Source organism: Streptomyces sp. CNB091 (assembly GCF_000377965.1).
Genome location: NZ_KB899012.1, coordinates 68568 through 81334, shown reverse-complemented (window position 1 = coordinate 81334; position 12767 = coordinate 68568). Strand labels below are relative to the sequence as shown.

The 12767-nt window shown below is 72.3% G+C and carries 12 protein-coding genes; 9 read left to right on the top strand and 3 right to left on the bottom strand.

The genetic code is table 11. The features are described 5' to 3' along the window. Positions 1-113: 113 nt before the first annotated feature. Together D581_RS0132095 and D581_RS0132090 are read right to left on the bottom strand one after the other, a co-directional pair. Positions 114-932, bottom strand: a complete 819-nt coding sequence (locus D581_RS0132095) for a DUF3097 domain-containing protein (protein WP_018961219.1) — start codon at positions 930-932, stop codon at positions 114-116. 131 nt (positions 933-1063) lie between these two features. Further along, the gene (locus D581_RS0132090) at positions 1064-1807 is read right to left on the bottom strand and encodes an MBL fold metallo-hydrolase (RefSeq protein WP_018961218.1); all 744 of its coding nucleotides are present in this window, start codon (positions 1805-1807) and stop codon (positions 1064-1066) included. A gap of 164 nt (positions 1808-1971) precedes the next feature. Here D581_RS0132090 and hrcA point away from each other — a divergent pair, with 164 nt between their 5' ends. The 7 genes from hrcA (at position 1972) to D581_RS0132055 (ending at position 8610) form a co-directional block, all read left to right on the top strand. Further along, entirely contained in the window at positions 1972-2988 is a 1017-nt protein-coding gene (hrcA, locus tag D581_RS0132085) for a heat-inducible transcriptional repressor HrcA (RefSeq protein ID WP_018961217.1), read from the top strand. After that, complete coding sequence (gene dnaJ, locus D581_RS0132080; RefSeq protein ID WP_018961216.1) at positions 2989-4131, top strand: molecular chaperone DnaJ; 1143 nt, start codon at positions 2989-2991, stop codon at positions 4129-4131. A gap of 133 nt (positions 4132-4264) precedes the next feature. Then, positions 4265-5338, top strand: a complete 1074-nt coding sequence (locus D581_RS0132075; RefSeq protein ID WP_018961215.1) for a nitronate monooxygenase — start codon at positions 4265-4267, stop codon at positions 5336-5338. Then, positions 5335-6081 carry a 16S rRNA (uracil(1498)-N(3))-methyltransferase gene (locus D581_RS0132070; RefSeq protein ID WP_018961214.1) on the top strand — a complete coding sequence of 249 codons (747 nt, stop codon included), beginning with the start codon at positions 5335-5337 and terminating at the stop codon, positions 6079-6081. Before D581_RS0132075 ends, D581_RS0132070 begins: the two co-directional genes overlap by 4 nt. Positions 6082-6214: 133 nt before the next feature. Beyond that, positions 6215-6574, top strand: a complete 360-nt coding sequence (locus tag D581_RS0132065; RefSeq protein ID WP_018961213.1) for a histidine triad nucleotide-binding protein — start codon at positions 6215-6217, stop codon at positions 6572-6574. Positions 6575-6589: 15 nt separating this feature from the next. Beyond that, the gene (locus D581_RS0132060) at positions 6590-7504 is read left to right on the top strand and encodes a ribonuclease Z (RefSeq protein WP_018961212.1); all 915 of its coding nucleotides are present in this window, start codon (positions 6590-6592) and stop codon (positions 7502-7504) included. 113 nt (positions 7505-7617) lie between these two features. Then, positions 7618-8610, top strand: a complete 993-nt coding sequence (locus D581_RS0132055; RefSeq protein WP_018961211.1) for an adenosine deaminase — start codon at positions 7618-7620, stop codon at positions 8608-8610. On the opposite strand, the gene D581_RS0132050 is transcribed toward D581_RS0132055, so the two are convergent. After that, positions 8574-9935, bottom strand: a complete 1362-nt coding sequence (locus D581_RS0132050; protein WP_018961210.1) for an MFS transporter — start codon at positions 9933-9935, stop codon at positions 8574-8576. The genes D581_RS0132055 and D581_RS0132050 overlap by 37 nt on opposite strands. A gap of 424 nt (positions 9936-10359) precedes the next feature. On the opposite strand from D581_RS0132050, the gene D581_RS0132045 reads away from it, so the two are divergent. Beyond that, positions 10360-11559 (top strand): carbohydrate kinase family protein, encoded by a 1200-nt coding sequence (locus D581_RS0132045; protein ID WP_018961209.1) that lies wholly within the window; start codon positions 10360-10362, stop codon positions 11557-11559. Between the two features lie 142 nt (positions 11560-11701). After that, positions 11702-12763 carry a PhoH family protein gene (locus D581_RS0132040; protein WP_026291096.1) on the top strand — a complete coding sequence of 354 codons (1062 nt, stop codon included), beginning with the start codon at positions 11702-11704 and terminating at the stop codon, positions 12761-12763. Positions 12764-12767 lie beyond the last annotated feature (4 nt).

Here is a 12767-nt window from a genome sequence, read left to right as displayed (position 1 = left end):
GCCCGTTCCTCCACCTCAATAACCGATGGTGCGTGTGGGACGCAGGCATTCATAGGGATAGGTACGAGATCCTCTGCGACAGTCCTGCAACAGACCGGAATCAGGCCCGGACATCAGTCCGGAAGAGTGACGAAGTCGATCAATTCCTCTACCCGTCCCAGCAGTTGGGGTTCAAGATCCTTGTAGCTGCGGACCTTGGACAGGATGTGCTGCCAGGCCGCCCCGGTGTTCTGGGGCCATCCCAGCGCCCGGCACACGCCCGTCTTCCAGTCCTGCCCCCTCGGCACCACCGGCCACGCGTCGATCCCCACCGAGGACGGCTTCACCGCCTCCCACACGTCGATGTACGGGTGCCCCACCACCAGCACATGGTCCCCGGTCACCCGCTCGGCGATCCGGGACTCCTTGGAGCCGGGCACCAGATGGTCCACCAGCACCCCCAGCCGGGCGTCCGGCCCCGGCGCGAACTCCCCGACGATCGCCGGCAGGTCGTCCACCCCCTCCAGGTACTCCACGACCACGCCCTCGATGCGCAGATCGTCGCCCCATACCCGCTCCACCAGCTCCGCGTCGTGCCGGCCCTCCACATAGATCCGCCCGGCCCGCGCCACCCGGGCCCGCGCCCCGGGCACCGCCACCGAACCGGAGGCCGTACGGGTGGGACGCACCGGGCCGCCGGGGCCCGGGCGCACCAGCGTGACGACCCTGCCCTCCAGCAGGAAGCCGCGCGGCTCCATCGGGAACACCCGGTGCTTGCCGAAGCGGTCCTCCAGGGTCACCGTCGGGCCCTGGGCCGTCTTCTCGCAGCGGATCACCGCCCCGCAGAAGCCGGTGGAGACCTCCTCCACGACCAGATCGGGCTCGGCGGGCACCTCGGGCACGGGGGCGGACCTCTTCCACGGCGGGGTCAGGTCCGGCTGGTAGCTGCGCATGGCACGACGATATTCGCCCGAACCGCCGGCGGACGTCGGAGACCCGGCCGAGGCCGCCGGGACGCCCCGGTGACGACCCTGGAGCACCTCGGAACGTTCCTAGGAGGTGGTCCAGGGTCCTCACCGGGGTTTCACCCCTCGTCGAGGTCCACGTCGAAGCGCTCCGCCAGCGACGCCCGCTGCGCCCGCACGAACGCCGCGTCCACCACCGCCCCGTGCCCCGGCACGTACAGCGCGCTCTCGCCGCCCAGCGCCAGCAGCCGCTCCAGCGCGGCCGGCCAGCGCGAGGTGATCGCGTCCCGGCCCGCCTGCGGCTCGCCCGACTCCTCGACCAGGTCACCGCAGAACACCACCGGAGGCTCACCGCCCGTGCCCGGCACCAGCGCCGCGAGGTCATGGCCGCTGTGCCCGGGGCCCACGTTCGCCAGCAGCACCTGACGGCCGCCGCCCAGGTCCAGCGTCCAGTCGCCGCACACCTCGTGGTGCGGGACCACCAGCGTGTCCACCGACCGGGCCGCCTCGCCCTCCGGCACCCCGTGGCGCACCGCCGAGGCGCCGAGGCTCTCCGCCCCGCCGCGCAGCAGCGCCGCGACGCCCGCCGCCCCGTACACCTGGGCCCCGGCGAACGCGGCGGTGCCCAGCACATGATCGAAGTGCGGGTGGCTCAGTGCGATATGCGTCACCCTCCGCCCGAGCAGCGCCTCGGCCTGCCGCCGCAGCTCGACTCCCTCGCGCAGCGTGGCGCCGGTGTCGTACAGCAACGCGCCGTCCTCCCCGGCGACCAGCGCGGCGGTGGCGTCCCAGCCGGGGAGGCGCCGCCTGCCGATACCGTTGCCCAACCGCTCCCAGCCGAAGTCTTCCCAAGCGACGTCCATACCAGGACGCTATCGGCAACGACCTGCGCGGTCTCGGGGAGGCGTGGCCGGTCGCCCTTGCCCCCGCCCCACCCCACCCCCGTACACTGACTGCGGGGATTGCTGGCACTCGAACGCACCGAGTGCCAGACAGACACCGAGAGACACAGCTGGAGGTGTGCGCGATGCTCAGCGAACGCAGACTCGAAGTGCTGCGCGCCATCGTCCAGGACTACGTCGGCACCGAGGAGCCCGTCGGCTCCAAGGCGCTGACCGAGCGGCACCGGCTGGGGGTCTCCCCGGCCACCGTCCGCAACGACATGGCGGTGCTGGAGGACGAGGGCTTCATCGCCCAGCCGCACACGAGCGCGGGACGCATCCCGACCGACAAGGGGTACCGCCTCTTCGTCGACAAGCTCGCGGGCGTCAAGCCGCTCTCCTCGCCCGAGCGCCGGGCCATCCAGAACTTCCTCGACGGCGCGGTCGACCTCGACGACGTGGTCGGCCGGACGGTGCGGCTGCTCGCGCAGCTGACCCGGCAGGTCGCCGTCGTGCAGTACCCCTCGCTGACCCGCTCGACGGTGCGGCACGTGGAACTGCTGGCGCTCGCCCCCGCCCGGCTGATGCTCGTCCTGATCACGGACACGGGCCGGGTCGAACAGCGTATGATCGACTGCCCTGCGCCGTTCGGCGAGGCATCGCTCGCGGATCTGCGGGCCCGGCTCAACAGCCGGGTCGTCGGACGCCGCTTCGCGGATGTCCCGCAGCTGGTGCAGGAGCTGCCGGAATCCTTCGACAGCGAGGACCGGGGGACGGTTTCCACGGTCCTTTCCACCCTCCTCGAAACACTGGTCGAGGAGACGGAGGAGCGGCTGATGATCGGCGGCACCTCCAACCTCACCCGCTTCGGACACGACTTCCCGGTGATGATCCGGCCGGTGCTGGAAGCACTGGAGGAACAGGTCGTCCTGCTGAAGCTGCTCGGTGAGGCAACGGACTCCGGCATGACCGTACGGATCGGGCACGAGAACGCCCACGAGGGGCTCAACTCCACGTCCGTCGTCGCGGTCGGCTACGGTTCGGGCGACGAGGCAGTCGCCAAACTCGGCGTGGTCGGACCGACCCGCATGGACTACCCCGGAACGATGGGAGCGGTACGCGCAGTGGCACGTTACGTCGGACAGATCCTGGCGGAGTCGTAAGTGGCCACGGACTACTACGCCGTACTCGGCGTGCGCCGCGACGCATCTCAGGACGAGATCAAGAAGGCATTCCGTCGGCTCGCACGCGAGCTGCACCCGGATGTCAACCCGGACCCGAAGACCCAGGAGCGGTTCAAGGAGATCAACGCCGCCTACGAGGTGCTCTCGGACCCGCAGAAGAAGCAGGTCTACGACCTCGGCGGCGACCCCCTCTCCGCCAGTGGCGGCGGAGGCGGTGGCGCGGGCGGTTTCGGAGCCGGCGGCTTCGGCAACTTCTCCGACATCATGGACGCGTTCTTCGGCAACGCCGCGCAGCGCGGGCCCCGTTCGCGGACCCGGCGGGGCCAGGACGCCATGATCCGGCTGGAGATCGACCTCAACGAGGCGGCCTTCGGCACCACCAAGGACATCCAGGTCGACACGGCCGTCGTCTGCAACACCTGCAGCGGCGAGGGCGCGGCCCCCGGCACGTCCGCCCAGACCTGTGACATGTGTCGCGGCCGCGGCGAGGTCTCGCAGGTCACCCGGTCCTTCCTGGGCCAGGTCATGACCTCGCGGCCCTGCCCGCAGTGCCAGGGTTTCGGCACCGTCGTGCCCACCCCGTGCCCGGAGTGCGCCGGCGACGGCCGCATCCGCTCGCGGCGCACCCTGACCGTGAAGATCCCCGCGGGCGTCGACAACGGCACCCGAATCCAGCTCGCCGGCGAGGGCGAGGTCGGCCCCGGCGGCGGCCCGCCCGGCGATCTGTACGTGGAGATCCACGAGCTGCCGCACGCCGTGTTCCAGCGGCGCGGCGACGATCTGCACTGCACGGTCACCGTCCCCATGACGGCCGCGGCCCTCGGCACCAAGTGTCCGCTGGAGACCCTGGACGGCCTGGAGGACATCGACATCAGGCCCGGCACCCAGTCCGGCCAGTCCGTGCCCCTGCACGGGCGTGGCATCACGCATCTGCGCGGCGGCGGCCGGGGCGACCTGATCGTGCACGTCGAGGTGATGACCCCGTCCAAGCTCGACGCGGAACAGGAACGGCTGCTGCGGGAGCTGTCCAAGCTGCGCGGCGAGGAACGGCCCCTCGGCCAGTTCCAGCCAGGTCAGCAAGGGCTCTTCTCCCGGCTGAAGGACGCGTTCAACGGCCGCTGAACCGCTTTCCGCCTTTCACCGCACCGCCCGCCGGTCCCGAACCGGCGGGCGGTGCGGCGTACGGCGGCAGAACCGGTCACGGCGTCGGCTGGCTGATTCGGCCCTGTTGGACACGACGTGGCACGATGCGGTCATGTCCTCCGAGTTGACCGATCTCTGCCGGTATCCGATCGTGCAGGCCCCCATGGCGGGCGGCGCGTCCGGACCCCAGCTCGCCGGGGCCGTCGCCGAAGCCGGCGGGCTCGGATTCCTGGCCGCCGGGTACAAAACGGCGGACGGGATGTACAACGAGATCAAACAGCTGCGCCGGCTCACCGGCGGGCCGTTCGGCGTCAACCTCTTCATGCCGCAGCCCGCGCTCGCCGACCCCAGCGCCGTCGAGGTCTACCGCCACCAGCTCGCCGGTGAGGCCGCCTGGTACGAGACCCCGCTCGGCGACCCGGACAGCAGCGGCGACGACGGCTACGAGGCGAAGGTCGCGATCCTGCTGGAGGACCCCGTTCCGGTGGTCTCCTTCACCTTCGGCTGCCCCACCCGGGACACCTTGGACGCCTTCGCCAGGGCCGGGACGCACACCATCGTCACGGTCACCTCCGCCGAGGAGGCCCAGAGCGCCCAGTGGGCGGGCGCCGACACCGTCTGCGTCCAGGGCGTCGAGGCGGGCGGCCACCAGTCCACCCACCGCGACGACCCGCAGCTCGACCAGACCGGCACCGGGCTGCTCTCCCTCATCACCCAGGTCCGCGAGACCGTGCAGATCCCGGTCATCGCCACCGGCGGCCTGATGCGCGGCGCGCAGATCGCCGCCGTCCTCGCGGCGGGCGCGGACGCCGCCCAGCTCGGCACCGCCTTCCTGGTCTGCCCCGAGTCCGGGGCGCACCCGCTGCACAAGCAGGCCCTGACCAACCCGCTGTTCGTCCGCACCGAGCTGACCCGTGCCTTCTCCGGGCGGCCCGCCCGCGGCCTGGTCAACCGCTTCGTCCGCGAACACGGCCCCTACGCCCCCGCCGCCTACCCCCAGGTCCACTACGTCACCAGCGGGCTGCGCCTGGCCGCCGCCAAGGCCGGGGACGCCCAGGGCATGGCCCTGTGGGCCGGGCAGGGCCACCGGATGGCCCGGGAACTGCCCGTCGGCGAGCTCATCGAGCTGCTCGCCGCCGAACTGGAGGCCGCCCGGTCGGCCCTGAGCATGAGGAGCCCCCGGTGACCGCACCGGTCTTCGTCGTCGAACGGATGCCCACCGGGCCGGAGTTCGTCCTGGACGGACCCGAAGGACGGCACGCCGTCTCCGTGAAGCGGCTCCAGCCCGGCGAGGACGTCGTCCTCACCGACGGGCTCGGCCACTGGGCGGAGGGCGTCGTCCACACCGCCGAGGGCAAGGACCGGCTCACGGTCACCGGCCTCGACACCCTCCACGAGGAGCCCGCGCCCGCCCCGCGCATCACCGTCGTCCAGGCGCTCCCCAAGGGAGACCGGGGCGAGCTGGCGGTCGAGACGATGACCGAGACCGGCGTCGACGCGATCGTTCCCTGGCAGGCGGCCCGCTGCATCACCCAGTGGAAGGGCGAGCGCGGCGCCAAGGCCCTGTCGAAGTGGCGCGGCACGGCGAGGGAAGCGGGCAAACAGTCCCGCCGGGTCCGCTTCCCCGAGGTGGCCGAGGCCATGACGACCAAGCAGGTCGCCGCCCTCCTCGCCGCCGCCGACTTCGCCGGGGTCCTCCACGAGGACCGCGACCACGACAGCACCCCCCTCGCCACCGCCGAACTCCCCGCCACCGGCACGATCGTGCTCGTCGTCGGGCCCGAGGGCGGCGTCTCCCCGCAGGAGCTGGCCGCCTTCGCCGAGGCGGGCGCCCGCCCCTACCGGCTCGGCCGCAGCGTCCTGCGCACCTCCACCGCCGGGACCGCCGCGACCGCGCTGCTGCTGGGGCGTACGGGGCGCTGGGGCTGAACACGGCCCGGAGAGCCGGGGATAGCATGCCCCTGTACTGATCACCTGATACTGATCACCTGATACTGATCACCTGATACTGATCACCTGTTCACCTGTACCGACTCACCAGCGAACGAGGAGGCCCGGAGCCATGGCGGGAGAGCCGCAGTCCGACTGCCTGTTCTGCAAGATCGTCTCGGGAGACATCCCGGCGACCATCGTCCGCGAGAGCGAGACCACCGTCGCCTTCCGCGACATCAACCCGCAGGCGCCGACCCACGTCCTGGTCATCCCGAAGGCCCACTACCCGGACGCCGCCTCCCTCGCCGCCGCCGAACCGCTCGTCGCCGCGGACGTCCTGCGCGAGGCCGGGGAGGTCGCCGCCGAGGAGAAGGTCGACGGCAGCGGCTACCGGATCATCCTCAACACGGGCTCCGGCGCCGGCCAGACCGTCTTCCACGCCCACGCGCACGTCCTGGGCGGCCGCGGCCTCCAGTGGCCCCCCGGATAACGGAGCCCTCCGACCATGTCCGTACGCGAGCTGGTGGTGCTCGGCACCGCCAGCCAGGTCCCGACCCGGCACCGCAACCACAACGGCTATCTGCTGCGCTGGGACGGCGAGGGCATCCTCTTCGACCCAGGCGAGGGGACCCAGCGGCAGATGCTGCGGGCCGGGGTCGCCGCGCACGACATCGACCGGATCTGCGTCACCCACTTCCACGGCGACCACTCCCTCGGGCTCGCCGGGGTGATCCAGCGGATCAACCTCGACCAGGTGCCGCACCCGGTGACCGCGCACTACCCGGCGAGCGGGCAGCACTTCTTCGACCGGCTGCGGTACGCCACCGCCTACCGCGAGACCGTCGAACTGAACCAGGCCCCGGTCGCCGGGACCGGCGGGGTCCTCGCCACCACCCCCGCGTACACCCTGGACAGCGCGAGACTCTCGCACCCCGTCGAGTCGTACGGCTACCGCCTCACCGAGCCCGACACCCGGCGGATGCTGCCCGCACTCCTGAAGGAACACTCCATCGCCGGACCGGACGTGGGCCGCCTCCAGCGCGACGGCGTCCTCGGCGGCGTCACGCTGGAGCAGGTCTCCGAGGAGCGGCGCGGGCAGCGGTTCGCGTTCGTCATGGACACCCGGCTCTGCGACGGGGTGTACGCGCTCGCCGAGGGCTGCGACCTGCTCGTCATCGAGTCGACCTTCCTCGACGAGGACGAGAAGCTGGCCGTCGACCACGGGCACCTGACCGCCGGACAGGCCGCCCGGGTGGCGAAGGAGTCGGGCGTCCGCCACCTCGTGCTCACCCACTTCTCGCAGCGCTACAACGACCCCGAACTCTTCGAGATCCAGGCCCGTGCCGCCGGGTTCGACGGCGGACTCACCGTCGCCCAGGACCTGATGCGGGTCCCGGTCCCCACCCGCCATCACCCCTGATCCGCCACCGCCTCTGATCCGACCCCACCCCTGATCCGCCACCGCCTCTGATCCGGCCCCACCTCTGATCCACCCCCACCCCGATCCGACCCCACCCCTGTCTGCGAGACACCGTGCACCTCCCCAAGGCAGAACTCCACCTCCACATCGAAGGAACCCTCGAACCCGAGCTGGCCTTCGCCCTCGCGGAGCGCAACGAGGTGGCCCTGCCCTACGCCACCACCGACGAACTGCGCGCCGCCTACCGGTTCGAGGACCTCCAGTCCTTCCTCGACCTCTACTACGCGCTGATGGCCGTCCTGCGCACCGAGGACGACTTCGCCGAACTCGTCGACGCCTACCTCGCCCGCGCCGCCGCCCAGGGCGTCCGGCACGCCGAGATCTTCTTCGACCCGCAGGCCCACACCGCCCGGGGCGTCCCGATCGGCACCGTCATCGAGGGGATCGGCCGGGCGCTGGAGCGCAGCGAGGAGACCCACGGCGTCTCCACCCAGCTGATCATGTGCTTCCTGCGCGACCTGTCCGCCGAATCGGCCCTCGGCACCCTGGACGCGGCCAAGCCGTATCTGCACCGGATCAGCGCGATCGGCCTGGACTCCGCCGAGGTCGGCCACCCGCCCGCCAAGTTCCGCGAGGTCTACGAGGCGGCCACCGCCCTCGGCCTGCGCAAGGTGGCCCACGCGGGCGAGGAGGGCCCGCCGGAGTACATCAGGGAGGCCCTGGACGTCCTCGGCGTCGAGCGCATCGACCACGGACTGCGCTGCCTGGAGGACCCGGAGCTGGTGGAGCGGCTGGTCGCCGACCGGGTGCCGCTCACGCTCTGCCCGCTGTCGAACGTGAGGCTGCGCACGGTCGACACGCTCGCCGACCACCCCCTGCCGGCGATGCTGGCCGCCGGACTCCACTGCACGGTGAACTCCGACGACCCCGCCTACTTCGGCGGGTACGCCGGGGACAACTTCGACGCCGTCCGCGACGCGCTCGCCCTGGAGCCGGAGCAACTGCGCACCCTGGCCCGCAACTCCTTCGAGGCGGCCTTCCTCGACCACGACGAGGAGCGCAGGGCGCGCTACCTGTCCGAGGTCGAGGCGTACGCGTTCGACTGACCGGAACCACCGTCCGGACCGGCCGTCCGGATCGCGCTGCGCACCAGCCGCCCGCGCCGCAGGGCCGGCACCCGCAGCTCCGTGACGGCCTGCTCGGGTGAGCCGAGCTTCGGCACCGCGCCGGACAGGCTTCCGGTGGTGGCGGCGAGCAGGGCGGCCGGGGCGCCACCGCGACGACGCACCGAGCCGGGCACCAGCGGACGGCCGCCGGTGTGCAGCGCCACGGCGGTCACCGGGGCGGCGACCAGCAGGGTGGCCGCCCCCAGGATCAGCCCCATCGTCGGATAGCCGGCCTCCGCGGAGAGCACGCTGCCCAGCAGCGGACCGCAGGCCACCCCCACGGAGGAGGCGGAGCCCGCCAGCACCGCCCAGCGGCCGCGCACGTCCAGGGAGGCGGCAAGACCGATGAGGTAGGAGAGGACCACCGGGTAGAAGGCGTTCCACACGATCTCTCCGGTCGCGAACGACCCGAGATCCCGGGCCGATGAGCTGACCACGATGCTCGCCGCGATGACCAGGGTCCCCAGCCCGATCGGCACCGCCCGGCCGAGCCGCGCGCCGAGGATCCCCGCGCCCGTTACACCGAGCAGCCCCGCGCCGAGCGCGGCGGCGAACACCGCGCCGACGGTGACCTCGGACAGCCCCACCTGGACCGCGCCGATGCGGCTGCTCACACCCCAGAGCGCGTTCTGCGCCATCGACCAGACGAGCATGCCGCCCGCCAGGACGAGCCCGGAGCGGCGGTGCGGGAGCCGGCCGGTGACCGGGGAGGCCGACTCCTCCGCCGTCGTCGCCCCGCCGAGGCGGGCGGTCGCGGGCCAGACGAGCAGGGCGACCAGGGCGATCGCGGCGAACGGAAGCCGGTGGCCGCCGCCCAGGTGGGGGATGGTCAGGTAGAGGACGCCCGCGGTGGCGGACACGGTGAGCAGCCCGAGCGAGGACGTCCGGTGCGGGTCGCGCCGGGCGGCGATCCCGGCCGCGGCGACCGCCGTCGCCGTGCCGGAGCCGAAGCCGCCGACGACCACGCCGAGCACCACCAGCGGCACGGACGTGGCGAGTGCGGCGCCCCCGTAACCGATGGCGGCCAGCACCAGGCCGAGGCGGGCGGGGGTGCGTGCCCCGTACCGCTCGACCCGGCCCGCCAGGGAGAAGCCGGCGCCGGCCGAGCTGAGCAGCAGGGCGCTGCCGACCAGGCCGGCCTGGGCGGGGCTCAGCCCCAGCTGGGCGCTGAGCCGGCCGACGATCGTGGGGAGCAGGTAGGAGGCGAGGTAACCGGCGGTGAACACGGCCACCAGGGGCCACGCGGCACCAGGGCGCGAGGACATGGGCGTTCCTGAAGACATGCCTGAGCAGGCAGGGGGGAGGGGGAGGGGTGGAGCGGGAGCGGGGAGCGGGGCACGGCGGAGCGAGCGGCGGATGCGAAGGCAGGCGACGGCACGCGGGTACGGCAGGGGTTTACAGCGGAATGCTGAGATATGCGGCTCTCGTCGGAGAAGGTCCCCGAAGGTGCTCGCGGGGCAATTTGTATCAAGCGTCTCCGGCTCCCCGGAAGCCGCCCCGCTGTGATCTGGGCCACTTATGTGTTTATGCGGGCGAACCCCGGGTATTAGCGCATGTTTATGCAGGTCAGGCGTGCTGCGAACACATGGGCGTGGACACTGCGTTCGCCCGGGCGTATCGGGCAGACTGGCCGCACCTCACACGGTCCGGATCCGGCCGAGATCCGCCGCACGACACCGGGAGCGCACGGTGAGCACAGACACTCCGGGCATCGACCCGCTGCGGGCGCTGCGCGCCCCCCGGGACCCCGCCTGCGACGTCTTCCTGACGGGCCCGGTCTTCCTCGACATCATCTTCACCGGCCTGGACAGCGCCCCCGTGCGCGGCACCGAGTCCTGGGCGCGGGGGATGGGCTCCAGTCCCGGCGGCGTCGCCAACATGGCCACCGCCCTCGCCCGCCTCGGCCTGCACACCTCCCTCGCCGCCGCTTTCGGCGACGACCACTACGGGGAGTACTGCTGGGACGCCCTCGCACAGGGCGAGGGGATCGACCTGTCGATGTCGCACACCGTCCCCGGCTGGCACTCCCCGGTCACCGTCTCCATGGCGTACGAGGGCGAGCGCACGATGGTCTCGCACGGCCACGAGGCACCGGCTCCGACCGGAACGACCACCGGAGCCGGCGTTCCCAGGGAAGCCTCGGCGTCCACCGGAGCCGGCGCCCCCACGGGAGCCGGCGCCCCCGCCCGAACGCCCGCCCCCGCCCCCGCCCCCGCCCCGGCCTTCCCGCACTGCCCGCCGCGTGCCCGTGCGGCCGTCGCCTCGCTCACGCCGGGCCGGGGCGAGCCCTGGGTGGCCGCCGCCGCCCGCAACGGCGCGCTGATCTTCGCCGACGTCGGCTGGGACGAGACCGGCCGCTGGGACCTGGACGCCCTGCCCGACCTGGCGCACTGCGAGGCGTTCCTGCCCAACGCCGAGGAGGCGATGCGCTACACCCGCACCGACTGCCCGCGCGCCGCCGCCCACGCGCTCGCCGAACGCGTCCCGCTCGCCGTGGTCACCCTGGGAGCCGAGGGCGCGTACGCGGTGGACGGCCGCACCGGCGCCGCCGCGGCCGTGCCCGCCATCGAGGTGGAGGCGCTCGACCCCACCGGCGCCGGGGACGTCTTCGTCGCCGGCTTCGTGACCGGCACCCTCGCCGACTGGCCGCTCGCCGACCGGCTCGCCTTCGCCGGGCTCACCGCCGCCCTCTCGGTCCAGGAGTTCGGCGGCTCGCTCTCCGCCCCCGGCTGGGCCGAGGTCGCCGCCTGGTGGCAGCTGATCCGCACCTGCGCGAGCCAGGACCCCGCCGCCCTGGAGCGCTACGCCTTCCTGGACGACCTCCTGCCCGCCACGGCCCGCGCCTGGCCGCTGCGGCGCGCGGTGCCCACGATCGGCTTCCGCCAGTGACCGGCCTCCGGCCCGAGTCGCACACACGGGCGGTAAAAGCACTCCGCGTTGTCACCGCCAGGTCGTAGGCTTGGTGGTCCAGAGGTTGTCGAGCAGCGAGAACCCTGCAACGGGAGGTATGCGCAGGCCCGAGGGCCGGCCCATGACTCAGACACCCACACAGCCGCAGGCGCGTGCCCAGATCAGGATCCCGGCCGCACACCCCATGGTGATGCTCCTGGGATCGGGTGACTCGCTGTTGCGCGTGATCGAAGAGGCTTTCCCGGCGGCCGACATCCATGTCCGGGGCAACGAGATCAGTGCCACGGGCGAGGCCGCCGACGTCGCTCTCATCCAACGCCTGTTCGACGAGATGATGCTCGTGCTCCGCACCGGAGCGCCGATGACGGAGGACGCAGTGGAACGGTCGATCGCCATGCTCAGGGCGGCCGGCGGCGGGGGAGAGCCCGGGGGCGAGACGCCCGCCGAGGTGCTCACGCAGAACATCCTCTCCAACCGCGGCCGGACCATCCGCCCCAAGACGCTCAACCAGAAGCGGTACGTCGACGCGATCGACGAGCACACGATCGTGTTCGGCATCGGCCCCGCCGGCACGGGCAAGACCTACCTCGCCATGGCCAAGGCCGTCCAGGCGCTCCAGTCCAAGCAGGTCAGCCGGATCATCCTGACCCGGCCCGCGGTCGAGGCGGGGGAGCGGCTCGGCTTCCTGCCGGGCACCCTGTTCGACAAGATCGACCCGTATCTGCGCCCGCTCTACGACGCCCTGCACGACATGCTCGACCCCGACTCGATCCCGCGGCTGATGGCGGCGGGCACGATCGAGGTCGCGCCGCTGGCGTACATGAGGGGTAGAACTCTTAATGACGCGTTCATCATCCTCGACGAGGCGCAGAACACGAGCGCCGAGCAGATGAAGATGTTCCTCACCCGCCTCGGCTTCGACTCCAAGATCGTCATCACCGGTGACGTCACCCAGGTCGACCTGCCGAGCGGAACCAAGAGCGGGCTTCGGCAGGTCCAGGACATCCTGGAGGGCCTGGACGACGTGCACTTCTCCCGGCTCACCTCCCAGGATGTCGTCCGGCACAAGCTCGTCGGCCGTATCGTCGACGCGTACGAGAAGTACGACAGCCGAAACGGTCAGCAGGACGGTCAGGCGGAAGGCCGCGAAGACGGCCGACGCGACCGCCGTAAAGGGAAGTAGCCGC

What these genes read in the sequence shown, in the direction of transcription:
- D581_RS0132095 (WP_018961219.1), bottom strand. Translation starts at nt 932, where the DNA reads ATGCGCAGCTACCAGCCGGACCTGACCCCGCCGTGGAAGAGGTCCGCC.
- D581_RS0132090 (WP_018961218.1), bottom strand. Translation starts at nt 1,807, where the DNA reads ATGGACGTCGCTTGGGAAGACTTCGGCTGGGAGCGGTTGGGCAACGGT.
- hrcA (WP_018961217.1), top strand. Translation starts at nt 1,972, where the DNA reads ATGCTCAGCGAACGCAGACTCGAAGTGCTGCGCGCCATCGTCCAGGAC.
- D581_RS0132075 (WP_018961215.1), top strand. Translation starts at nt 4,265, where the DNA reads ATGTCCTCCGAGTTGACCGATCTCTGCCGGTATCCGATCGTGCAGGCC.
- D581_RS0132065 (WP_018961213.1), top strand. Translation starts at nt 6,215, where the DNA reads ATGGCGGGAGAGCCGCAGTCCGACTGCCTGTTCTGCAAGATCGTCTCG.
- D581_RS0132060 (WP_018961212.1), top strand. Translation starts at nt 6,590, where the DNA reads ATGTCCGTACGCGAGCTGGTGGTGCTCGGCACCGCCAGCCAGGTCCCG.
- D581_RS0132050 (WP_018961210.1), bottom strand. Translation starts at nt 9,935, where the DNA reads ATGTCCTCGCGCCCTGGTGCCGCGTGGCCCCTGGTGGCCGTGTTCACC.
- D581_RS0132040 (WP_026291096.1), top strand. Translation starts at nt 11,702, where the DNA reads ATGACTCAGACACCCACACAGCCGCAGGCGCGTGCCCAGATCAGGATC.